Here is a 22,765-nt window from a genome sequence, read left to right on the forward strand (position 1 = left end):
CGGGGATGGTGAGGCGGTGGGAGGTCTTGGCCGGGGCGCCGCGGCGGGAGATGTAGTCGAGGGTGCGGTAGTCCACCGTGAGGTCGTCGCGGGTCAGGCGGGCGATCAGGTAGCCGCGGCGTTGGTCGATGTAGGAGATGTGGGGGTTCTCCTGGAGGGCTTCGGCGATGAAGGTCTTGTCGCGGTAGCCGTCGCCGTCGCTGCTGATGGACGTGGCCACGACCTCGTTGGCCACCACCGGCGAGTCCGGGTCGTCGAAGTCGGCCTTGAGCTCGGCGGCGTGGTGCATGTGCACGTCGCCCGTCAGCACCACGGGGTTCGCCGTCCGGGCCAGCGCCCCGAGGACGCGGGTGCGCTCGCCGGCGTAGCCGTCCCAGGAGTCGAGGTTGACCTCGCGGCCGGGACCGACCTTGAAGTCGCGCTGCGCCATGAGGATCTGCTGCCCGAGCAGGTTCCAGCGGGTGTCGGAGCCGTTCAGGCCGCTCTCCAGCCAGCGCCACTGGTCCTGCCCGAGCAGGGTGCGGCGCTCGTCGAGCCGGTCGTCGCAGCCGGCCCGCACGCCGTCGTCGCACGCCTGGTCGTCGCGGAACTGCCGGGTGTCCAGCAGGTGGAAGCGGGCCAGTGTCCCCCAGGAGACGCGCCGGTTCACCCGCAGCGACGCCCCGTGGAGGCTGGCGCGGCGCAGCGGCATGTTCTCGTAGTACGCCCGGAACGCCTCCGCGCGGCGGCGGGCGAAGGCGGGCGCGTCGGTGCTGGAGTGGGAGCCGGCCCAGTTGTTCTCCACCTCGTGGTCGTCGAAGAGCGCGAGCCAGGGCGCCACCCGGTGCGCGGCCTGCAGGTCGCGGTCGCTCTTGTACTGGGCGTGCCGCAGCCGGTAGTCGGCGAGCGTCTGGCACTTGCCCGGGGTGTGGGTGCGCACGCGCCGCCCGAGCGCCGTGTAGCCGCTGGGGGCGTACTCGTACAGGTAGTCGCCGAGGAAGACCACCAGGTCGGGCTCCTGCTCGGCCAGGCGGCGGTAGGCGGTGTAGTAGCCGTGCTCGAAGTGCGCGCACGCGGCCACCGCGAAGGTCAGCGGCGTCTCCCCCGCCGGCGTCGTCCGGGTGCGGCCGCTCGGCGACAGCCGCCCTTCGCTGCGGAACCGGTAGAAGTACTCGCGCCCCGGCTCCAGTCCTTCGAGCTCGACGTGGACGCTGTGCGCGGCGGAGGCCCGCGCGGTGGCCGTACCGGACCTGACGATCTTGGAGAAGCGCTCGTCGGCGGCGACCTGCCAGTCCACCTCCACGGCGCGGGACGGCATGCCGCCGCGGCCGTCCCCGCTCAAGGGGTCGACGGCCAGCCGGGTCCACAGGACGAAGCCGTCGGCGGAGGGGTCTCCGGAGGCCACGCCGAGCGTGAACGGGTCGGATCTGAGGGTTCGGGAGGAGGCGGACGCCGGTGCGGCCGCGTGGGGAAGGAGGAGGCCGGCTGTCGCCGCTGTCAGGAAGGCTCTGCGGTCCACGCTCCCAGGTATCGCCCGCCGGGTTGACTCGGCCGTGACAGCGGCGTCAAGGGTGGATGAACAGCGTCGGTCGTCATGTCCGCGCAGTTCGTCCCGGAGATCTCCCGTTCGTACGTTTCCATGAACGCGTTGTCAGGACAGGACGGCGCGCAGGCCGGCGGCGCCGGTGAAGAGCACGCCCGTCATGCCCGCGCGTTCGGCGCCCTCGACGTTCTCCGGGCGGTCGTCGATGAAGACGATGTCGGCGGGGTCGGCGCCGAGTGCCTTGGCGGTCTCGTCGTAGATCTCCCTGCCGGGTTTGACCAGGCCGAGGCGTCCGCTGTAGAAGCGGTGGCCGATCGCGGCGATCCAGGGCAGCTGATCGAGGCCCTCGCCGACGCAGACGGGCGCGTTGGACAGCAGCGCCACCTCGCGCCCGGCCGCGAGCAGCTCGCCGAGCAGCTCGACCGTGTCCTCGTCGGGGTGGGCCCAGCTGGCGACGTCCATGGCGACCAGGCGGGCGACCTCGGCGTGGGTGACGGGCCGGTCGAGCACCGCCGCCCAGTAGGCGTGCGGCGTCAGGGCGCCCGCGTCGAACTCCAGCCGGCGCTCCCAGTAACGGCTCATGAACGGCTCCGGCTCGGCGCCCACGGCGCGCGCCATGGCCTCGGCGTCGGAGTCGGGCTGGGGAAGGGAGAGGACACCGCCGTAGTCGAAGACAATCCACGTCATGGGACGAATGGTCGCAGATGCGGGCCGAGGGCGGGGCAGCCCAGGTATTTCTCCGCGGTGTGGAAGTCGATCCAGTCGAGGTTGACCAGCTCCTCGGCGTCGACGCCGGTGAAGCTGCCGGCCAGGGCGGGCGGGATGGCGGCGATGTCGTCCTTGTCGGCGATGTTGACCCAGCGCCCGACGCCCGGGGGCCGCTCGCCGCGGCCGTTGACCGGGGCGGGCAGGAGGCGCTCGAAGACGACGTTGCGCATGCCGAGCGGGCTGCCGAGCGTGACCAGCAGGTCGACGCGCAGGTCGGGGTCGGCCCACAGCGCCTCGTACGCGACGACGCTGCCGAGCGAGTGGGCGATCACCACCTTGGCGCCGTTGCGCCTGATGGTCTCGGCGACGGCCCGGCGGCACTTCTCGCGCCTGCCCTCGTCGGTGAGGTAGGAGGCCACCTCAGGGGCGAACAGCGCGGCGAACGCCGCCGACCTCTCGTCGAGCCTGTCGAGCAGCCAGCCGGTGAACGTCTTGAGCGCGCCCGTGACGTGCTCGCCGAGGCCGAGGTTCCCGGCCCAGCCGGCCGGCACGGCCTCGGCCGGCGCGTCCATGGCGGCCCGGGCCGCGGGGACGTCGTCGCCGCCGTCGTTGAGGTGGTGGGAGAAGTAGGCGATCTCGGCGAAGTACGGCCGTGTCTCCCCGCCGAGGCAGGCGTGCAGGTAGCGGTCCCACTTGCGCCGCATGGCGTCCGCCGCCCCCGTCGCCGAGCGCCCGGCCCTCAGGTAGTAGTCGTACTTGCCGATCCCGTGCACCCCGACGATGACGGCCACCGCGCCTCCCCACCCCGCGATCTCTTCCGCGCGATACTGGCATACGCCGCGCGCGATCAGCCGTCAAGCGGCGCAAAATGCCGTTGCGCGAGGCATACCGCGGCCATATACGGTGACATGTCGTAAAGAAGACACGTTCGAGGAGTCGCACCCATGCCCGGCCCGCTGGTCGTCAACGACTCGGTCGTCATCCCCGACGCCGAGCTCGTCTGGCGTTTCTCCCGTTCGTCGGGGCCGGGAGGCCAGGGCGTCAACACCACCGACAGCCGCGTGGAGCTCTCCTTCGACGTGGCCGCGAGCACGGCCCTGCCGCCGGCGCTCAAGGCGCGCGCCCTCGACCGCCTCGGCTCCGGCACGATCACGATCGCCGCCTCGGAGTACCGCTCCCAGCTGCGCAACCGCGAGGCGGCCGAGCACCGCCTGGCGCAGCGGCTGCGCGAGGCCATCGCCCCGCCGCCCAAGCGCCGCCGCCCGACCAAGCCGAGCCGCGGCGCGGTCGAACGCCGCATCGCCGCCAAGAAGCACCGCTCCGACCTCAAGCGCCTGCGCCGCGAGCCGTAGACGACCGGGCCGCGAGCCCTAGACGATGAGCCGGGGCAACGACGCGACGCTGCCCGACAGGTAGCCCGCCACCGCCCTCGGCACCAGATTCCTGGACGTGATCTCCGCCTGCTCCAGCCGTACGCGCTCGACCTCGTACAGACCGCGCGACGGGTCGTCGAACTCCGGGCCGTTGCGCCGCGCCGGGTCCATCGACACGAGCCGGCAGCCGAACAGGTGCTGGGTTTTCACCTCGCCCAGGCACGGGTACGACACGCTCGCCAGCGGCGTCACCGCGCGGACCGTCGCGCCGAGCTCTTCGAGCAGTTCCCGGTGCAGGGTCTCCTCCAGTGAGCCGTCCGCCGGCTCGACGTGCCCGCCGGGCACCGTCCAATACAGGTCGCGTCCTGGCACCGTACGGCGGAACAAGATGAGACGCTCGTCGTGATCGAGCAGGACACCCCGGACACTGGGTTGCATACATCACACCCTATTTGACCGGTATGTCCTTCGGGTAGCCTAACCTACGGTACCGTAACCTGAAGGAGAAGATCTTTTATGGCGATGACTCAGACGGAGCTGCTGCACGAGCTGGAGCCCGTGGTCGCCGGGGAGCTGAACCGCCACGAGAAGGTGGCCAAGGAGTGGTTCCCGCACGAGTACATCCCGTGGAGCGAGGGCCGCGACTTCGACGGCATCTACGGGGGCGAGGCCTGGCGGGAGAGTGACTCCAAGATCCCCGAGGCCGCGCGCGTGTCGCTCATCGTCAACCTCCTGACCGAGGACAACCTGCCCAGCTACCACCACGAGATCGCGACCACGTTCGGGCGCGACGGCGCCTGGGGGACGTGGGTGCACCGCTGGACGGCCGAGGAGGACCGCCACGGCACCGCCCTGCGCGACTACCTCACCGTCACCCGCGCCGTGGACCCGGTCGCGCTGGAGCGCGCCCGCATGCGCCACATGGAGCAGGGCTTCGTCACCGAGTACGGCACCATGCTCCAGCAGCTGGCGTACGTCTCCTTCCAGGAGCTGGCCACCCGCATCTCCCACCGCAACACCGGCAAAGCCTCCGGCGACGAGGGCTGCGAGCGGCTGCTCGCCCGCATCGCCGCCGACGAGAACCTGCACATGCTCTTCTACCGCAACCTGCTCAAGGCGGCCTTCGAGCTCGACCCCAACCAGACCATGCGGGCGGTGACCGACGTCGTCACCACGTTCCAGATGCCCGGCACGGGCATGGAGGGCTTCGCCCGCAAGGCCATGATCATCGCGCACGAGGGCATCTACGACCTGCGTCTCCACCTCGACGACGTGCTCATGCCGGTGCTGCGGCAGTGGGCGGTCTTCGACAAGACCGGGCTGGACGCCGAGGGCGAGAAGGCGCGCGAGGAGCTGTCGGCGTTCCTCGACAAGACCGACGCCACGGCGGCGAGGTTCGTCGAACGCCGTGAGGAGCGCCGCGCCCGCATCGCCGCCCGCGGCTGACGAGCTGACGAGCTGACGACTGACGACCCGCCGCGCGTCGTGCGCGCGGCGGTCCCCCCGGCCCCCGTCCGTGGGGCCGGCCCCCAGAACGCCCCGCTAGCGGCATCCGCGGCGGCGCGCGACAGGGAATCGCCGCTGCGGCGAAGCCTGGTGTCCCTCTTGACCAGCCGATGGTCTTGCACATCCGACCATCGGGCAGGTTTCCGCTAACACCGGAACCTCTTGGGAGCAGTGGGTGAAAATCATCGGGATCGCCGCGAGCCTCCACGCTGGGTCATTTATCACGAGATTGTTGGATGCCGCGGGCGGCGAACTGCCGGAAGGCGTCGGTTTCGAGGTCTGGCAGGGGCTGGGGACGATCCCGCCGTACCGCCCGGGTCCGGTGCCGCCGGAGGCCCGAGATCTCCTCACGATGACGGCCGGGAGCGACGCGATCCTGCTGACCGCCCCGGAGCACAGCCTGCTCCCGGTGGAGCTGGCGTACGCGCTGGACTGGATGTCCGCGCGCGAGGGCCTGGCGGGCAGGCACGTGGCCGTGATGAGCGCGAGCGTGCGGGCGTGCGGCGCGATGTGGGCGCAGGCGGAGCTGTACAAGCAGCTGCTGGGCGCGGGGGCGGTCGTCATGGGCGAGGAGCTGGTGATCTCACCGGCCTGCCCGCACTTCGACGAGGACGGCCGCCTGACGGCGCCGGAGCTGCGCGCCCAGGTGCGTGCGGTGATCCGCCAGCTCTGCCCCGCCGAGGTCATGGAGCCCGTGCTCTCCCTGCGCTGACGAGAAGAGCACGGGAGTGAATCTCTCCACCGGCCAGGATGAGGCCCTCGGGAACACGACCGCCCTGCCAGGCACGATGCCGCCGGGAGAAAAGTACGGGATGAGAATCCTGCACCGGCTAGCGCCGGTCCTCGATCTCCCAGACGTGGTCGACGACGTGCCAGGCGATGCGCCGCAGCGCGTAGCGCGGCGGCCACGCGGTGGTGGCCGGCGGCTCCCACGGGCGCGACAGCACCTCGATCAGCTCCGCCCGCATCGCGTCGCGGTCGGCCACCGACTTGTACGGCTTGTACCGCACCCCGACGTTGCGCGCGTAGGCGCGCTCCGCCTCGGTCACGTGATCGACGATCTTACTGCGGTCGCGGCCGCCGCCGCGCGGGCCCTTGCGCAGTTCCTCCGGCGAGAGCGCGGCGGTCTCGTCGAACAACTCCCAGGCCGCCCGCACCAGCGCGGCCTGACGCTCGGCCTCGGGCCCCGGCAACGGCTCCAGGTCGAGGGCGGGCACCTGGTACGGCACCCCGAAGTCCGTCGTCCCGCCCCCTCGCACCCGGGCCACCACCTCGGGCTCGCCGGGGTCGAAGGCGAGCCCGGCCCGCTCGGCGAGCACACGGTAACGGGGCACGTAGTCCATCAGCCGGTCGAGCGCCGCCTCCTCGCCCTTGTCGATCCGGCACCAGCCGGGCCAGTCGAGCGAGCAGGCGAACACCTTCTTCTGGCCGATCTCGAGATAGACGCGGGTCATGCGGCCGAGCCTGTCACGCTTACCTGTCAGGGGACGTCAGGTTCAGATGAGGTCGATGAGGTCGGCGACGGAGTCGACCACCAGCGACGGCCGGTAGGGGTAGCGGTCGATCTCGTGACGCTGGGTGACGCCGGTCAGGACGAGGATGGTGAACAGGCCCGCCTCCATGCCGGAGACGATGTCGGTGTCCATGCGGTCGCCGATCATCGCGGTCGTCTCGCTGTGGGCGTCGATCTCGTTGAGCGCGCTGCGCATCATGCGGGGGTTGGGCTTGCCGACGAAGTAGGGCTCGACGCCGGTGGCCTTGGTGATCATGGCGGCCACGGCGCCGCAGGCCGGCAGCGATCCTTCGGTGGAGGGCCCGATGGGGTCGGGGTTGGTGGCGATGAAGCGCGCGCCGCCCTCGATGAGGCGGATGGCGCGGGTGATCTGGGTGAAGCTGTACGTGCGCGTCTCGCCGAGCACCACGTAGTCGGGGTCGAGGTCGGTCAGGATGTAGCCGACCTCGTGCAGCGCCGTGGTCAGACCGGCCTCGCCGATGACGTACGCCGAGCCGCCGGGGCGCTGGTCGTCGAGGAACTGGGCGGTGGCCAGCGCGGAGGTGAAGATGGACTCGGCCGGCACGTCGAGGCCCGCCCCCGCGAGCCGCACCGCCAGGTCACGCCGGGTGTAGATCGAGTTGTTGGTCAGGACCTTGAACCTTTTGCCCGACTCGCTGAGCCGTTTGATGAACTCGTCGGCCCCGGGGACGGGCCGCCCCTCGTGCACGAGAACACCGTCCATGTCGGACAACCAGGAATCGATCCGCTTACGCTGAGTCACGTGCTCATCGTAGCGACCGGGCGTTTCGTGATGCGGAACTACACCCCTGGACGAAGGCTGCCGTATATGAACAATGTCCTCATGTCGTTCATTGAATCCGCGCAGGACATGCGGGACGAACTCGTACAGCTCCGGCACTCCCTTCACACCACGCCCGAGGTCGGCCTCTACCTGCCCCGCACCCAGGAGAAGGTGCTGGCCGCGCTCGAGGGGCTCCCGCTGGAGATCTCCACCGGCACCCGGCTCAGCTCCGTGACCGCCGTGCTGCGCGGCGGCCGGCCGGGGCCCGCGGTGCTCCTGCGGGGCGACATGGACGCCCTCCCCGTGACCGAGAAGAACGATCTGCCGTACGTCTCGCAGATCGCCGGGCAGATGCACGCCTGCGGCCACGACCTGCACACCACGATGCTGGCGGGCGCCGCCCACCTGCTGAGCGCGCGCAGGGAGGAGCTGGCCGGCGATGTGATCTTCATGTTCCAGCCCGGGGAGGAGGGGCACGACGGCGCCAAGCACATGATCGAGGAGGGCGTGCTCGACGCGGCCGGCGAGCGCCCGGTGGCGGCGTACGGGCTGCACGTCGTCTCCTCGATGATGCCGCCGTCGACGTTCATGACGCGGCCGGGGCCGCTGATGGCGGCGGCGGACGTGTTCCAGGTGACGGTGAAGGGGCGCGGCGGGCACGGCTCGACCCCGTGGCGCTCGCTCGACCCGATCCAGGCGGGCTGCGAGATGGTGGCGGCGCTGCAGACGATGGTGACCAGGACGTTCGACGTGTTCGACCCCGTGGTGGTGACCGTGGGCAGCTTCCACGGCGGCACGAAGGACAACATCATCCCGGACGAGGCGTCGTTCGAGGCCACGGTGCGGACCTTCAGCAAGGAGAACAGGACGCTGATGAAGCGGCGGCTGGTCGAGCTCGTCGAGGGCATCGCGGCCGCGCACGGGCTGCGGGCCGAGGCGTCGTTCGGGATGGGCTACCCGGTGACGGTGAACGACGCGAGCGAGTCGGAGTTCGTCGGGCGGACGGCCGACGAACTGTTCGGGCCGGGCCGCTTCTTCGTCGCGCCGCAGCCGATCATGGGCTCGGAGGACTTCTCGTACGTGCTGGAGTCGGTGCCGGGGGCGTTCGCGTTCCTGGGCGCCTGCCCGCCCGGCCTCGACCCGGAGACCGCGCCCTACAACCACTCCCCCGAGGCCATGTTCGACGACGCGGTGCTGCCCGACGGAGCCGCGCTCTACGCGTCCCTGGCGTTCTCGCGGCTGTCCTGACATGCGGGCCTGGGTGGTGGAGCGGCCGGGGCCGATGGCGTCCGGGCCGCTGGCGCTCGTCGAGCGGGAGGTGCCCGAGCCCGGACCGGGTGAGGTGCTCGTCCGCGTGGAGGCGTGCGGCGTGTGCCGTACGGACCTGCACCTCGCCGAGGGCGACCTGCCGCCCAGGCGGCCTCGCACCACCCCCGGGCACCAGGCGGTGGGCCGGGTGGCCGGCACCGGCGAGCGCGTCGGGGTGGCGTGGCTGCGCTCGACCTGCGGCCGGTGCCGCTACTGCCGGCGCGGGATGGAGAACCTCTGCCCCGCTTCGGCGTACACGGGGTGGGACGCGGACGGCGGGTTCGCCGAATACCTGGTCGCGCCCGCCGCGTACGTCTACCCGCTGCCCGGCGACGTGCCCGCCGAGCGGCTGGCGCCGCTGCTGTGCGCGGGGATCATCGGCTACCGGGCGCTGGCCCGCTGCGACCTGCCGGAGGGCGGGCGGCTCGGCATCTACGGGTTCGGCGCCTCGGCGCACCTGACGGCGCAGGCCGCGATCGCAAGGGGCGCGACCGTGCACGTGGTGACCCGCTCCCCCGCCGCCCGCGCGCTGGCGCTGGAGCTGGGGGCCGCCTCGGCGGGCGACCGGCCGCCCGAGCCGCTGGACGCGGCCATCCTCTTCGCGCCGGTGGGCGACCTCGTGCCGCCCGCGCTGGAGGCGCTCGACCGGGGCGGGACGCTGGCGATCGCCGGCATCCACCTGACCGACGTGCCGGCGCTCGACTACGACCGCCACCTGTTCCAGGAGCGCACGCTGCGCAGCGTGACGGCCAACACGAGGGCCGACGGGCGGGCCTATCTGGAGCTCGCCCTGGCGCATCCGCCGCGCGTGACGATCGCCCCGTACGCCGTGGATGACGCCGCTCTGGCGCTCTCGGATCTGGCGAACGGCCAGGTCAACGGGGCTGCGGTTTTGGTCATTGATTGACCGAATTGTGGATGACGCTTAGTACCACTGCGTACCCTGATGAAGGAAAGTTACATTAGCCTCACATCTACTGGAGATTATTGACGCTGATGTGGCGTGATCGTAGTGTCCGGTCAATCCCTCTTAGATCCTGGAATCCAGGTCCCGACATCCCCCGGAGCAGCGAATGAAGCGACTGGCAGCGGTAGTGGCGTTGGTGGGTCTTGCCACCGCGACTGCGGCGTGCAGTGGTGGCACCACCAACAATTCCGGCGGCTCAGGCGGTGGCGGCGGGCTCTTCACCACGATCGACGTGGCCCGGCCGGGTCTCGACGCGTCGGCGCCGGCCAATCCCTGGAACCCGAAGGGTAATGCCTTCCTCGGGTACAACGGGATGAAACTGGCCTGGGTCAAGAACCACCTCACCGACCCGAACCAGTTCTACCCGGGCATCGCCGCCAGCTGGGACGTCGCAGCCGACAACTCCTCCATCACCCTTCACATCCAGCCGAACGCCAAGTGGTCCGACGGCAAGCCGGTGACCGCCGAGGACGTCCGGCTCTCCATCGGCCTGGCCTACACCACCGGCAGCACCGCCTTCGCGCTCACGCCGGGCGCCGCCGGAGCGGCGGCCGAGGTCGAGGTCGTCGACGACAAGACCGTCAAGGTCACCCAGGACATGACGAACCCGAGCGCCAAGTTCGCCCGCGGCGTCCTGGACAACTGGGTCGTCCCCGCGCACGTCTGGGGCAGCGTGCTCCCGGCCGACTTCTGGGACAAGCTCAAGACCTCCAGGGGCGAGGGCGAGGCCGCCGACAAGGCGCGCGAGGAGATCCTCGCGCTCGGCCAGAAGGTGCTGGCCTTCGCGCCGCCCAAGGACGTCTCCGCCGGGCCGTTCACTTTGGAGCGGGTGAACCCGGGCGAGGCGCTGCTGCTGAAGAACCCGAACTTCTACAACGCCGCCAACGTGGCGCCCGCGCAGGTGAAGTTCCTCAACTACAGCGGCAACGAGCAGATCTGGAACTACCTGAGCGCCGGCAAGCTCGACCACTCCGGCTTCGTCGCCGCCCCGCCGGACGTGATGAACCGGATCAAGCAGGCGCCCGGCTCCCACATCATCACGGGCTTCTCCCCGGTGGCCGTCGGCATGGCGTTCAACCAGAGCAAGAAGCCGTACGACAACGTGCACGTGCGCCGCGGCCTGGCCTACCTCATCGACCGCGCCCAGGTGACCAAGGTCGCCTCGCCCGACGGCGGCACGCCGGCCCTCACGACCTCCGGCATCCACCAGAAGCCGGCGCAGGAGTGGATCGGCTCCGAGCTGAGCAGCCTGGAGCCGTACAACCACGACGTGGCCAAGGCGGAGGCCGAGTTCACCGAGGCCGGCCTGAAGAAGCAGAACGGCAAGTGGACGCTGGCCGACGGCACGCCGTGGAAGGTCACGATGCACGCGCCGTCCGGCTTCTCCGACTGGATCTCCGCGCAGGAGAACATCAAGAGCCAGCTCGTCGACAACGGCGTCGACGCCGAGGTGGTGACCGTCGCCGACTACCCCGTCTACCTGGAGGAGCTCGCGGCGGGCAAGTACGACGTCGGCTTCTGGCTGATGGCGCTCGGCCCCGCGCCGTACGACATCTTCCAGCGCCTCTACGGCACCTCGAACGGCTGGACAAACGTGGCCGGCAAGGTCTCCCACAACGCGCCCGGCAAGGGCGGCAACTGGATGGGCGGCCCCGAGGAGATCGACGTCGAGGGCGTCGGCAAGGTCAACCCCGGTGAGCTGACGGCCGAGCTGAACGCCGCCACCGCCGAGGAGGCCAAGCCCATCATGGCCAAGCTCGCCAAGGCCGCCAACCAGGACCTCCCGGTCATCCAGCTGTGGGACTACGTCAACACGCAGTTCACCAACACCTCCCGGTTCACCGGGTGGCCGCAGAACGACAGCGACCTGCTGCGCCTGCCGGCCGGTGTCTGGATCCAGCTGGGCATGATCAAGGGCAAGCAGTAGAGAAGAGCGTATGACGGTCATCGCACGGCGACTCGCGGGCCACCTGGCCCGCGGGCTCGTCATGATCCTCGTGGTCGCCACGATCAGTTTCTTCATCGTCAGGAGCATCCCTGGCGATCCCGTGGCGGCGAACGTGCAGAAACTGATCGAGCAGGGCATGGCCCCGCAGGCGGCCGAGCAGGCGACCCGCGTGCTGTACGGCTTCCAGCCGAAGGGCACCCTGTGGGAGCAGTACGTCGACTACATGGGCGGGCTGTTCACCTTCGACCTGGGCCAGTCGGTCACGCACGCCGGCGCGCCCGTGACGGACGTGCTGGCCGACGCGGCCAAGTGGACCGTCCTCCCGGTGCTGGCGGGGACGCTGCTGAGCTTCCTGGTGGGCATCGTGATGGGCGTCTACGCGGCCATCCGGCGCAGCGGCAAGCTCGGCGACGTCCTGGCGATCTCCGGCTCGCTGCTGCACGGCGTGCCGCAGTACGTGCTGGGCCTGCTGCTCAGCGCGATCTTCGCCACGCTGATCCCGATCCTGCCGGCCGACGGGCCGGTGGACATCCTGTTCGAGCCCGGGTTCAACGCCGGCTACATCGGCTCGCTGGTCGAGCACGCGGTGCTGCCGGTGGCGACGTACGCGCTGGCCGCGTACGGCGGGTGGATCCTGGCGATGAAGTCGAGCGTCGTCACCGTGCTGGGCGACGACTTCATCCTGGCCGCCGAGCTGCGCGGGATGAAGCGCTCGATCATCTTCCGGTACATCGCGCGCAACGCGATCCTGCCGCTGTTCACGATCCTCGCGCTCTCACTCGGCCTGCTGCTGGGCGGCGCGGTGTTCATCGAGCGGATCTTCAACTATCCCGGGCTCGGGCTGCTGCTCATCGAGAGCATCACGATGCGCGACTACGCCCTGATGGGCGGCGCGTTCCTGATCATCACGGTGTCCATCATCGTGGCGAACATCATCGCGGACCTGTTCTACAGCGTCATCGACCCGCGGGTCCGCAGCGGGGAGGAGGTGTCAGCATGACCGTCCTGCTGGAGGGCTCGTCCACGAGCGCGGCGATGCGCCGCAACTTCTGGGCGGGCGTGTGGCGGGTGATGCGGCGCAAGCCCAGCCGCCTGGTGGGCGCGGTGCTCATGGCCGGGTTCGTGTTCATGGGCGCCTTCGGGCCCCTGTTCTACCCGGACCCGCTGCCCCGCGACGTCAACCAGCTGACCAGGCCGCCGAGCTGGCAGCACTGGCTCGGCACCGACGACCAGGGCCGCGACGTGGTCGCCCTGGTGGTCACCGGCTCCCGGTACGTGCTGCTGGCCGCGCTCGTCACCGCCGTCATCACGGTGGTCCTGGGCACCGGCATCGGGCTGTTCTCCGGCTTCAAGCGGGGCCGCTGGGACACCGTTCTCATGCGGATCACCGACATGAAGCTGACCATCCCCGGGCTGCCGCTGCTGCTGGTGCTCTCCACGGTGTGGAAGTTCAGCAGCGCCGTGCAGATGGGCCTGGTGCTGGGGCTGCTGAGCTGGGGCGGCGTGGCGCGGGCGGTGCGCGCGCAGACGCTGTCGCTGCGGGAGCGGGGCTTCATCGAGGCGGCGCGCGGGCTGGGGCTGTCGACCTCCCACATCGTCGGCAAGGAACTGCTGCCGAGCATGGCGCCGTACATCGCGATGAACATGCTGATCGCGATCACCGGCGGCGTCTACTCCCAGGTGGGCCTGTTCTTCCTGGGCGTGCTGCCGTACGAGTCGAACAACTGGGGTCAGATGCTCAACACGGCGGTGTTCCGCTCCGGCGCGCTGACCGTGCCGAGCGCGCTCGGCTTCCTGATCGGGCCGCTGCTGGCGATCCTGCTGCTGACACTGGCCATCGTGCTCGTGGTGGACGCCATGGACGAGATCTTCAACCCCCGGCTGCGCGAGGAGTAAAGGGTGAGCAAGCAAGCGCCGGGCGTGCGCATCGACGGCCTGACGGTCGTCTACAAGACACCGGCGGGCGAGCTGCCCGCCGTCCGGGACGTCAGCCTGACGCTGGAGCCCGGCTCGATCACCGGCATCGTGGGCGAGTCCGGTTCCGGCAAGTCCACGCTGGCCCTGTCGCTGCTCAACGCGGTCCAGCCGCCGGGCCGGATCTCGGCGGGCAGCGTCGAGATCGACGGGCTCGGCGACGTGGTGGGCCTGGGGGGCGAGCAGCTGCGCAAGGCCCGCGGCCGGCACATCGGGTACGTCTTCCAGGCCGCCCAGAACTCCCTCAACCCGCTCAAGACGGTCGGCAAGCAGCTGCTCGACCTCGGCCGCTCGCACGGCGTGGACGACCTGCGCGGCCTCGTGCGCGAGGCCAAGGAACTGCTCGGCCGGATGGGCCTGGACGGCGCGCGGGTGCTCGACTCGCACCAGCACGAGCTGTCCGGCGGCATGCGCCAGCGCGTCGGCATCATGCTGGCGCTGGTGCTCAACGCCCACGTGGTCGTGCTGGACGAGCCGACGACGGCGCTCGACATGATCACGCAGGCCAACATCCTGAAGATCGTGCGCGAGGTGCACGCCGAGCGCGGCCTGACGACCCTGGTCATCACCCACGACATCGGCGTGGTGGCCGAGGTCGCCGACCGGCTGGCCGTCATGTACGGCGGCCGCCTGGTCGAGCAGGGCCCGACCCGCGAGGTGCTCGGCTCGCCGCGGCACCCGTACACCAGGGGCCTGATCAAGGCCATCCCCCGGCTGGTGGGCGACATCGACGAGGCGCGGGCGCTGCCCGGCCGCCCGCCCACGCTGGCGACGGTGCCGAAGCAGGGCTGCGTGTTCAGGGAGCGGTGCGCGCTGCGCATGGACGTGTGCGACGACGTCGACCCCGAGGCCGTCCTGCAGGGCACGAGGACCGTGGCCTGTCACGCCGTGACCGTGAAGGAGCACGCATGATCACCGGAACCGGCGTCGTCAAGACGTACAAGCAGCGGGGCAAGATGCTCGGCGCCCGAGAGGTGCGGGCCCTGCGGGGCGTGGACTTCGCGATCCCCAAGGGCGGCGCGGCCTCGTTCATCGGCGAGTCCGGGTGCGGCAAGACCACGCTGGGCCGGATCATCGCGGGGCTGGAGACGTACGACGAGGGCGAGGTCGTCATCGACGGCGTGGCCATGTCGGGGCTCAAGCCCAAGGAGCGCCAGCCGCACTTCCGCAAGATCCAGATGATCCACCAGGACCCGTACTCGGCCCTGAACCCGACCCGCACCATCCACCAGACCCTGCACGCCCCGCTCAGCCTGCGGGCCCGGCAGACGGGCCGGCCGCGGTCGTGGATCGAGGAGCGGGCGGCCGAGGTGCTGTCGCTGGTGGGGCTCGACCCGGGCTCGGTGCTGGCACGCTACCCGCACCAGCTGTCCGGCGGCATGCGCCAGCGCGTGGTGATCGCGCGGGCGCTGACCGTGGACCCCGAGATGCTGGTCGCCGACGAGGCCGTCTCGATGATCGACGTCTCGCTCCGGCTCGGCATCCTGGCGCTGCTGAAGGACCTGCGCGAGCGGCTCGGCGTGAGCGTGCTGTTCATCACGCACGACGTGGCGACGGCCCGCTACATCGGCGACGACGGCGAGCTGTACGTGATCTACCGCGGCCAGGTCGTCGAGCGCGGCGCAGTCGACACGGTCATCGCCGACCCCGTGCACCCGTACACCCAGTCGCTGCTGTCGGCCATCCCGGTGCTGCACGGGCTGGAGCAGCCGGGCGAGCAGCCGGTGGTGCCGCTGGAGTCGCTGGACGAGAGCAGATCCGACGAGGGCTGCCTGTTCGCCCGGCGCTGCCCCTTCCGTGCCGATCGGTGTGAGGGCGAGCGGCCTCTGCTGCAGATCACCGACGGCGTGCCGCAGGAGCACGCCTGCTTCTACCCCGAGCGCCGCAACGTCATCGCGCGCCCGCTGAGCGAGGTGTGATGACGCACGCCGTACGGGCGGCCGAGCCCGCCGAGGCGGCGCGGGTCGCCGAGACGGCGCTGACGCTGGACCCCGGCGAGGGCGCGGCGCTGGTGGCTCACCTGTCGCGGCCCCCGGCCGGACGACGCTGGACGGCGCTGGCCGTGGACGGCGGTGTGGTGCTGGCGTCCCTGTCCGCTCACGCGGCCGGGGTCGGCCACATCGACCTGCTGGCCGTGCACCCCTCCGCGCGGGGTCAGGGGCGCGGCCGGGCGCTGGTGCGCGCGGCCGAGGAGTGGCTGGCCGGTCAGGGGGCGCGCCAGGCCCGCTTCGCCGGCAACCCGCCGTGCTACGCCTGGCCGGGCGTCGACGTCCGCTACACCGCCGCCGCCTGCCTGGCCGAGAGCCTCGGGTACGAACGCTACGACGTCGCCTGGAACATGACGGCCGACCTGGCCGCCGACCTGTCGGTCGAGGAGGACGTACGGCGGCTGGAGGCCGCGGGCGTGGCCGTCCGGGAGTCGGTCGAGGATCGCGAGCGGGTGGCGGCGTTCGTCGAGGAGCACTGGAACGATCGATGGGCCTGGGAGGCCGTGCACGCGGCCGGGCTGCACTACGCCGAGCGCGACGGCCGTATCCTCGGCTTCGCCGCGTGGGGCGCGCGGCCGGCCTGGTTCGGGCCCATGGGGACCGCCCCCGAGGCGCGCGGGACGGGCGTCGGGCGGGTGCTGCTGCGCCGGTGCCTGGCCGACCAGCGGGCCGCCGGGCAGAGCACCGCCCAGATCGGGTGGGTGGGGCCGCTGCGGTTCTACTCGCGTGCCGTCGGCGCGCGGGCGGAACGTGTCTTCTGGCTCTACCGGCGCGACCTTGTGTGAGGCCCCATCGACGTTCAGGGGGCGCGGGCGGGGTTCATGATCGGGTAGAGGTGGGTACCTCCCGAGCTTGTGTTCGGCTCAGGTTCTCACATGAGACATGAACCCATTGTCTGAAAGATATTTACAAATTAGTAGTAAAGGGTGGAAATTAGCGTCATGATCGAGCCCGTGCCCGAGTTGGCCACCGAACAGAGTGATCCCCGCTACAGCCAGATCGACCGGCTGCCCACGGAGCAGATCGCCCGGCTGATGAACCAGGCCGACGCCGCCGTGCCCGTCGCCGTGGCGGTCGCGCTGCCGGCGATCTCCGAGGCCATCGACGCGATCGCCGCCCGGATGGCCCGCGGCGGCCGGCTGCTTTACGTCGGCGCCGGCACCTCGGGGCGGCTGGCCGTGCTGGACGCCAGCGAGTGCCCTCCGACGTTCGGGACCGACCCGTCGCTGGTGCAGGGCGTCATCGCGGGCGGCCCCGAGGCGCTGACCCGTTCGGTGGAGGGCGCGGAGGACGACCCCGACGCGGGCGCCGCCGCTTTGAAGGACCTGGAGGCCGGGCCGCTCGACTCGGTGGTGGGCGTGTCGGCCAGCGGCCGGGCGCCGTTCGTGCTGGGGGCGCTGGCGGAGGCCGCCGGGCGCGGTGCGTTGACCGTCGCCCTGTCGTGCAACGAGGGCGCGCCGCTGTCGGCCGCCGCCGAGCACGCCATCGAGGTGGTCGTGGGGCCCGAGGTGGTGACCGGCTCGACGCGGCTGAAGGCGGGCACGGCGCAGAAGCTCGTGCTGAACATGATCTCTACGATCTCCATGGTGAAGCTGGGCCGTACGTACGGGAACCAGATGATCGAGATGTCGGCCATGAACAGCAAGCTCGCCGAACGGGCGCGGCGCATGGTCAGCGACATCACGGGGGCCGACCGCGAGACGGCCGGCGCGGCGCTGGACGCGGCGGGCGGCCAGGCCAAGATCGCGGTGCTGATGATCCGGCACGGCCTGGACGCCCAGGCCGCCCGCGCCCTGCTGGAGTCACACGGCGAACGCCTCATCGACGCCCTCAGCACCTGACCATCCCGACTCGATTCGTTCGGCCGGTTCGGTGCAAGCGTCGGACTCAGTGGGCTCGGCGCGTTAGTCGATACGGCGGCTTCGGTGTACACGTCGGGCTCGACCGGATCTCCGGTCTGGCGGCCGGCTTGGAGGGCTTGGCCGACTCGGCCGGCTCGGCCGGTTCCGCTGGTTCTGGTTCAGCCGTTCGGTGGGTTCTGTGGGTTCGGCGGGCTCCAGGTTCGATGGGTCTGGTAGGTCGGGTGGGCCCGGCGGGTTCCCGGTTCGGTGTTCGGTGGGTTCGGTGGGTTCGGGTGGCGGAAGGGGAACGGGGATGTCCGATCGGCTGGAGTCGATCCTGGCGGACGCGGTGCCGCGTGTCTGCCCGGCCGCGGTCGCGCTGGTCGCCGTGGACGGCGCCGTGGCCGCGTCGGCGGCGGCCGGCGAGCTCGTCCGTTACGCCGGCGCCGACGGAACACTGGCCGCCGAGCGCCCGTCCGCGCGCATCGACTCGATCTACGACCTGGCCTCGATCAGCAAGCTCTTCACCACGGTCGTGCTGCTCTCGCTCGCCGAGGAGGGCCTGCTGGACCTGGACGAGCCGGTGGCCGGCCGCCTGCCCGGCGCGGACCCGCGCCTCACCCCGCGCCGCCTGCTCACCCACACGGCCGGGCTGCCCGCCGGCCGCCGCATCGACCGGGAGCTGCCCGACGCCGGCCCCGTCGAGCGGATGGCCGCGATGGTGCGCACACCGATCCGCCACCCGGTCGGCGGGCCGTACCTCTACAGCGACGTCGGCCTGATCATCGCCGGCCGCGTCGCGGAGCTGGCCGGCGGCGCGCCGCTGGACGCGCTGGTGCGCGACCGGGTGACCGGCGTGCTCGGGCTGGCCGACACCGGCTACCGGCCTGCCGGGAAGGACCGGATCGCCGCGACCGAGGACAAGCCCGGCCGCCCCGGACCCGGCTGCGTACGCGGCGAGGTGCACGACGAGACGGCGTACGCGCTGGGCGGCGTGGCCGGGCACGCCGGGGTGTTCGCCACGGCCGGTGACCTGCTGCTCTTCGGAGAGGCGCTGCGTCGCGGCGGCGGCCCGATGTTGCGCCCCGAGACCGTGGCCGAGATGCTGCGCGACCAGGGGGCCGAGGGCGCGCCCTTCCGCCACGGGCTCGGCGTCCGCATCGGCGATCCGGGCATCACCGGCCCCCTGACGGCCGCGTACGGGCATTCCGGCTTCACCGGCACCTCGCTCGTCGTCGACCCGGTGCGTCGCCTGACGGTGGTGCTGCTGACGAACGCCGTCCACCCCGTACGGGGCCGCGACGGCATCCGCGACCTCCGCAACGCGGTGGCCGCGGAGGCCGCCCGCCTGGCCTGACGGCAAGCCCGGCCGTCGAGCCCCCGAGCCCGTAGCCCGGCGCAACACCCAAGCGCGTACTCCCTGGCGACCCCCGAGCACGTGGTCCCCCGCAGCATCCGAGCGCGCAGTCCCGCGCAGTACCCGAGCGTGTGGTCCGGTGCGGCGGGCGCGCCGGACCACGCGGGGTCAGAGGGTTACGAGATGGACGTGGCCGTCGGTGCCGGAGACCACCGCCGAGACCTTGCCGTCGCTGTCGGGGGCGACGCCGAGGGCACCGGTGAAGGTGTCGCTCGACCAGCTGGACTGCTGGTACCAGCCGCCCCATTGCCCGTCGGCGAAGTCGCGCCGCCAGAGTTTGTAGTCGGCGGCGCGGGCGAAGACGGACATGCCGGTGGCGGTGGCGGTGAGGGTGGGGCTGCCGCTGAGGGTGCCGTCGCCCTGCTGCCACCCGCTCCACTGGCCGCCGACCCGGCTCCGCAGGTAGAGGTGGTCGTCGTTGCCCCGTACGGCCAATTCGACGCGGCCGCCGGGACCGACTGCCGCGCTCGGCCTGCCGTAGACGACGCCGTCGGTCGGGGAGCCGAGGTCGGCCCAGCCGGAATCCTGGGTGCGGTACTGCACCCGGCCGTCGGCTCCGGTGACGAACAACGTCCAGTCGTCCGGGCTCTGCCAGGCCACGCCCGGTGCGTCCGCGGCGGAGCCGCCAAGACGCAGCCAGCGTCCCCACTTGTCATGGATGGAGGTGCGCTGCCAGATCGCGTTGTCCGTGCCGCGGACGAAGACGTCGAGCCGTCCGCCCGGCGTCGCGACCGCGGCCGGCTGGCCGAGGATCCTGCCGTGGGTGGGGCCGCCGAGGTGCCGCCACTTCCCCGTCCAGGCGTCGCCCGCCGATCGCTGCTCGTACAGCGCGCCGTTGCGGCCGCGGACGAACGCCACGGCGTGCGTCTCGTCCTGCCGGACGATGGCGGGGTCGCCGGTCGGCTCGCCGCCGAGGTCGGTGCCGAGGACCGACTCGGCTCCGGTGAGCTTGAGCAGGACGACGCCGTGCCGGGGCACCGTGGTGGTGTAGGAGTCCTGGAAGCCGCCGGCGTCCTGGCGCTCCCACAGGCGCCGCACCTGTACGGGGCCGGTCAGGCCCGTGTCGGCGAAGTTCACCGTGATCGACGCGTCCGACTCGGAGGTGTTGAGCAGCGCGACGGCCCGGGTGCCGGGCTGCGACAGCCGCTTGCTGTAGACGTCCAGCCCGGCGCCGGGGGAGGCCACCCGCACGCCCTGGATGGCCAACGGGTCGCGGTCGACGGCGATGACCTCGGGGTTCTTGAACAGTTCGGTGGTGGCCTCGTCGAACGCGGTCACGTCGGTGCCGATGACGAGCGGCGCGGCCATGATGGCCCACATGCCGAACTGCGTCCTGGCCTCCTCGAAGGTGAGGCCGTGCGTGGGCAGCAGGTAGTCGGGGTCGTTGTAGTGGCCGGGGCCGTTCGCCTCGGGGTGGTATTCGTTGACGCCGAGCGTGCGCTTGAAGTACGTCCACTCGTTGCCGTCGCTGTCGTAGAACGCGCTGTCGGTGCCCGTCCGCCACGAGTCTGCGATCGTCGCGCCGAAGCTGTAGGAGTGGATCGCGGTGCGCTCCAGCGGGTAGTCGCCCCAGTCCGTGGTGACCGGGTTGCAGATGTTGAGGATCATGCGGCCGGCGACGGCCTTGCTGACCTCACGGTAGGTGGTGGCGGGGTCGAGCCCCGCGGCCACGCCGCACAGGAAGTCGACCTTCACCGCGTCGAATCCCCAGGCGACGAACTGGTCGAAGTCCTGCTGGTAGTGGCCGTTGCTGGCAATGCTGCAGCTGGTCGGGATGTCCGGACCGGCGTCGGTGTAGATGCCCGCCTTGAGGCCGAGCGCGTGCAGGTGGTCGGTGAGCTGCCGGAGCCCGTTCGTGGCGGCGTCGGCGGGTTTGTCCGGATCGAAGCGCCACCGTTCCGGGTCGTAGCGCAGGTTGCCCTGCTCGTCACGGCCCATCGAGTGGGAGACCGGGTGGCCGCCCGTCTCGGTCGCCGCCAGGTTCCATCCGCCGTCGAGCCAGACGATGTCGTAGCCGGCGGCGGCGAGGCCGCTGTCCACGAGGTAACGGGCCATCCGCTTGATGGAACGGGCGCCCAGGTACTTGTCGGGGTCGGCGGCGTAGGGCAGGAACCCGGCGTAGTAGGTGTTCCACCCCATGTACGGCACGGGCGCGTGCCCGCTGTTGTAGTACGCGGGGGCACCCTGGTCGGACTCACCGGGCGCCTCACTCGCATGGGCGGCCACGGTTCCTGCGGAAAGTGCCAGTAACACTACGCAGAGTGACGTCAACAGGCGATGCAGTCTTCGCACCATTACCTCCTGGGAGTTGGGTCAGCCCAGCCGTCACGCGTCGGGCGGTCGGCCTGGAGCGCCGCCGTTCACCGTGTGGATCGCACCCGGTCGCCCGGGGTCGAGGCCGATGCCGGTCGGCTGGGGGTGGGGGGTCGGGAGGACGCGGTCGAGCCGGCCGGCGGGCCCGTCGCGGTGCGCAGCGACTCCGCCTCGCACCGCCACCCGCGGATGGCCGTCCTCGTCCGCCGTCATCCCGCCGGGGTCGCCGTCCGCCGACGAGGCGAGGACGGACGGCTCGCCGGGAGCACCGGTGGAAGGGCCGGCGGCGTACCGGCCGCTCCTCCCTGCGGTGCTCTCGGCGAAGTACGTCGGCCCGCCGCGCGTCGCGCGCGCGGCGGGAATCCGGGCGAGCCAGGCCGGAAGGGGTTGAATCTGGCGGAGTCGCACGGGGCCGAATTGGAACCGGCGGAGCCGGGCGGGGCCGGGTGCGCCGGTGGCGATTCCGGCCACTGCGGACGCGCGGGAGCCGGGGCGTGGATCACCGCGTGTCCCGGATGTTCAGGGCGGTCAGGAAGGCCGCGATCCGCTGGGCGAGCTCGTCGAGGCTGCCGCCGCGTGCGGCGTCGCCGACGAGGGGCGAGCCGACGCCGACCGCGAGCGCTCCGGCGGCCAGGTGGTCACGCGCCTCGGCGACGCCGACGCCGCCGACCGGCACGAAAGGCACCTGCGGGAAGGGGTCGCGCAGCGCCCGCAGGTAAGCGGCTCCGCCGAGCGACGCCGGGAACAACTTCACCGCGGCGGCGCCCGCGTCCAGCGCGGCGACCACCTCGGTCGGCGTGAGCGCTCCGGCGAGCACGGGCACCCCCAGCTCGCGCCCGGCGCGTACGGCCTCGGACACCGCCGGGGTGACGAGGTAGGAGGCGCCGGCGTCGGCCGCCGCGCGCGCGTCGTCGGCGCTGACCACGGTGCCGGCGCCGAGCAGGGCCTCGCCGCCCAGCTCCGCCCGCGCGTCGCGGATCACCTGGAGCGCGTCCGGGGTCACCAGCGAGACCTCGATCAGCCGGACGCCGTTCTTCGCCAGCGTGGTCACCGTGCGCAGGGCGGCGTTCGCGTCGGAGCCGCGCACGATGGCGAGCAGCCGCCGCCGCGCGAGCACCTCGCGAAACCGCGTCGCATCCAGGTCAGGGGTCGTCGGGGACATCACACCATCCGTTCCGCGGCCAGCACCAGCCGCCAGGTCAGCTCGCCGGAGGACGGGACGACCGCCGCGTCGCCCGGGCCCGCCTCGGCGAGATCGAACACGGCTCCGAGCATGGGCTCGACGCCCACGCTGCGGTACGGCGCGCCGTCGGGGAACCCGCCGAGGTTGCGCCACAGCGCGGTGGACACAGGCACCCCGTCCGGCGCCTCCACCCGCAGGTCGAGTGCGTCGTGGCCGTCGACGACGCGTACGGCGGGGCAGCGCAGCACGGCGCCGACGGCCGTACCGTCATCGGGGCCGAGCCGATCCAGCCGCAGGCCCCACGGTGCGGGCCAACGCCCCTCCACGAAGGCGACCGCCGTACTCCCCTCTTGCCCGTGCCCACCAACCCACCGCCCAGGGCCGGGGTCCTTTGGGGGGAGGTTGTGAGGGGCGGAGCCC

At 71.7% G+C, this 22,765-nt stretch carries 23 protein-coding genes; 13 read left to right on the plus strand and 10 right to left on the minus strand.

Translation table 11 applies throughout. From position 1 onward, the window contains the following. The 3 genes from C1J01_RS28560 to C1J01_RS28570 all read right to left on the minus strand — a co-directional run. The coding region (locus tag C1J01_RS28560) for an alkaline phosphatase D family protein (RefSeq protein ID WP_111182084.1) at window positions 1-1,498 on the minus strand (1,498 nt) is incomplete at its 3' end. Between the two features lie 132 nt (window positions 1,499-1,630). Further along, on the minus strand, window positions 1,631-2,209 hold the full coding sequence (locus tag C1J01_RS28565) for an HAD family hydrolase (RefSeq protein ID WP_111182063.1): 579 nt from the start codon (window positions 2,207-2,209) through the stop codon (window positions 1,631-1,633). Then, window positions 2,206-3,021 carry a lipase family protein gene (locus C1J01_RS28570; protein ID WP_111182064.1) on the minus strand — a complete coding sequence of 272 codons (816 nt, stop codon included), beginning with the start codon at window positions 3,019-3,021 and terminating at the stop codon, window positions 2,206-2,208. Before C1J01_RS28570 ends, C1J01_RS28565 begins: the two co-directional genes overlap by 4 nt. Window positions 3,022-3,174: 153 nt before the next feature. On the opposite strand from C1J01_RS28570, the gene arfB reads away from it, so the two are divergent. Then, a complete protein-coding gene (arfB, locus tag C1J01_RS28575; protein ID WP_111182065.1) occupies window positions 3,175-3,582 on the plus strand; it encodes an alternative ribosome rescue aminoacyl-tRNA hydrolase ArfB in 408 nt (135 codons plus the stop codon). 18 nt (window positions 3,583-3,600) lie between these two features. Here arfB and C1J01_RS28580 read toward each other — a convergent pair whose 3' ends face one another. Further along, window positions 3,601-4,041: an NUDIX domain-containing protein gene (locus tag C1J01_RS28580; RefSeq protein ID WP_111182066.1), complete on the minus strand. Its 441-nt coding sequence runs from the start codon at window positions 4,039-4,041 to the stop codon at window positions 3,601-3,603. Between the two features lie 78 nt (window positions 4,042-4,119). Here C1J01_RS28580 and C1J01_RS28585 point away from each other — a divergent pair, with 78 nt between their 5' ends. Further along, window positions 4,120-5,049 carry an acyl-ACP desaturase gene (locus C1J01_RS28585; RefSeq protein ID WP_111182067.1) on the plus strand — a complete coding sequence of 310 codons (930 nt, stop codon included), beginning with the start codon at window positions 4,120-4,122 and terminating at the stop codon, window positions 5,047-5,049. A 235-nt stretch (window positions 5,050-5,284) separates the two neighbouring features. Beyond that, complete coding sequence (locus tag C1J01_RS28590) at window positions 5,285-5,821, plus strand: NADPH-dependent FMN reductase (protein ID WP_181449014.1); 537 nt, start codon at window positions 5,285-5,287, stop codon at window positions 5,819-5,821. A 118-nt stretch (window positions 5,822-5,939) separates the two neighbouring features. On the opposite strand, the gene C1J01_RS28595 is transcribed toward C1J01_RS28590, so the two are convergent. Together C1J01_RS28595 and C1J01_RS28600 are read right to left on the minus strand one after the other, a co-directional pair. Continuing rightward, a complete protein-coding gene (locus C1J01_RS28595) occupies window positions 5,940-6,563 on the minus strand; it encodes a hypothetical protein (protein WP_111182069.1) in 624 nt (207 codons plus the stop codon). A gap of 42 nt (window positions 6,564-6,605) precedes the next feature. After that, entirely contained in the window at window positions 6,606-7,385 is a 780-nt protein-coding gene (locus C1J01_RS28600; RefSeq protein WP_111182070.1) for an HAD-IIA family hydrolase, read from the minus strand. 81 nt (window positions 7,386-7,466) lie between these two features. On the opposite strand from C1J01_RS28600, the gene C1J01_RS28605 reads away from it, so the two are divergent. From C1J01_RS28605 to C1J01_RS28650, 10 genes are all read left to right on the plus strand, one after another. After that, a complete protein-coding gene (locus C1J01_RS28605; protein ID WP_111182071.1) occupies window positions 7,467-8,654 on the plus strand; it encodes a M20 metallopeptidase family protein in 1,188 nt (395 codons plus the stop codon). 1 nt (window position 8,655) lies between these two features. Further along, complete coding sequence (locus C1J01_RS28610; protein WP_111182072.1) at window positions 8,656-9,621, plus strand: zinc-dependent alcohol dehydrogenase family protein; 966 nt, start codon at window positions 8,656-8,658, stop codon at window positions 9,619-9,621. Window positions 9,622-9,787: 166 nt separating this feature from the next. Continuing rightward, window positions 9,788-11,608 carry an ABC transporter substrate-binding protein gene (locus tag C1J01_RS28615; protein WP_111182073.1) on the plus strand — a complete coding sequence of 607 codons (1,821 nt, stop codon included), beginning with the start codon at window positions 9,788-9,790 and terminating at the stop codon, window positions 11,606-11,608. A 10-nt stretch (window positions 11,609-11,618) separates the two neighbouring features. Further along, window positions 11,619-12,629, plus strand: a complete 1,011-nt coding sequence (locus C1J01_RS28620) for an ABC transporter permease (RefSeq protein ID WP_111182074.1) — start codon at window positions 11,619-11,621, stop codon at window positions 12,627-12,629. Continuing rightward, window positions 12,626-13,525, plus strand: coding sequence for an ABC transporter permease (locus C1J01_RS28625; protein ID WP_111182075.1), 900 nt, complete (start codon window positions 12,626-12,628; stop codon window positions 13,523-13,525). The genes C1J01_RS28620 and C1J01_RS28625 overlap by 4 nt, the downstream gene beginning before the upstream one ends. Before the next feature lie 3 nt (window positions 13,526-13,528). After that, window positions 13,529-14,515: an ABC transporter ATP-binding protein gene (locus C1J01_RS28630; RefSeq protein ID WP_235854726.1), complete on the plus strand. Its 987-nt coding sequence runs from the start codon at window positions 13,529-13,531 to the stop codon at window positions 14,513-14,515. Then, entirely contained in the window at window positions 14,512-15,522 is a 1,011-nt protein-coding gene (locus tag C1J01_RS28635; protein ID WP_111182077.1) for an ABC transporter ATP-binding protein, read from the plus strand. The genes C1J01_RS28630 and C1J01_RS28635 overlap by 4 nt, the downstream gene beginning before the upstream one ends. Next, window positions 15,522-16,376, plus strand: coding sequence for a GNAT family N-acetyltransferase (locus tag C1J01_RS28640; protein ID WP_111182078.1), 855 nt, complete (start codon window positions 15,522-15,524; stop codon window positions 16,374-16,376). The genes C1J01_RS28635 and C1J01_RS28640 overlap by 1 nt, the downstream gene beginning before the upstream one ends. A 156-nt stretch (window positions 16,377-16,532) precedes the next feature. Beyond that, window positions 16,533-17,432 (plus strand): N-acetylmuramic acid 6-phosphate etherase, encoded by a 900-nt coding sequence (gene murQ, locus C1J01_RS28645; protein ID WP_111182079.1) that lies wholly within the window; start codon window positions 16,533-16,535, stop codon window positions 17,430-17,432. 313 nt (window positions 17,433-17,745) lie between these two features. After that, complete coding sequence (locus C1J01_RS28650; RefSeq protein ID WP_111182080.1) at window positions 17,746-18,789, plus strand: serine hydrolase domain-containing protein; 1,044 nt, start codon at window positions 17,746-17,748, stop codon at window positions 18,787-18,789. 168 nt (window positions 18,790-18,957) lie between these two features. Here C1J01_RS28650 and C1J01_RS28655 read toward each other — a convergent pair whose 3' ends face one another. The 4 genes from C1J01_RS28655 to C1J01_RS28670 all read right to left on the minus strand — a co-directional run bounded on the left by C1J01_RS28655 (window position 18,958) and on the right by C1J01_RS28670 (window position 22,671). Further along, a complete protein-coding gene (locus C1J01_RS28655; RefSeq protein ID WP_220040142.1) occupies window positions 18,958-21,075 on the minus strand; it encodes a DUF8189 domain-containing protein in 2,118 nt (705 codons plus the stop codon). 99 nt (window positions 21,076-21,174) lie between these two features. Continuing rightward, window positions 21,175-21,570 (minus strand): SMP-30/gluconolactonase/LRE family protein, encoded by a 396-nt coding sequence (locus tag C1J01_RS28660; protein ID WP_146615758.1) that lies wholly within the window; start codon window positions 21,568-21,570, stop codon window positions 21,175-21,177. A 91-nt stretch (window positions 21,571-21,661) separates the two neighbouring features. Further along, a complete protein-coding gene (locus C1J01_RS28665) occupies window positions 21,662-22,324 on the minus strand; it encodes a bifunctional 4-hydroxy-2-oxoglutarate aldolase/2-dehydro-3-deoxy-phosphogluconate aldolase (protein ID WP_111182083.1) in 663 nt (220 codons plus the stop codon). Beyond that, window positions 22,324-22,671: a hypothetical protein gene (locus C1J01_RS28670; protein WP_181449015.1), complete on the minus strand. Its 348-nt coding sequence runs from the start codon at window positions 22,669-22,671 to the stop codon at window positions 22,324-22,326. The genes C1J01_RS28665 and C1J01_RS28670 overlap by 1 nt, the downstream gene beginning before the upstream one ends. Window positions 22,672-22,765: the final 94 nt, after the last annotated feature.

It is taken from the genome of Nonomuraea aridisoli (assembly GCF_003236395.1).
Lineage (GTDB): Bacteria > Actinomycetota > Actinomycetes > Streptosporangiales > Streptosporangiaceae > Nonomuraea > Nonomuraea aridisoli.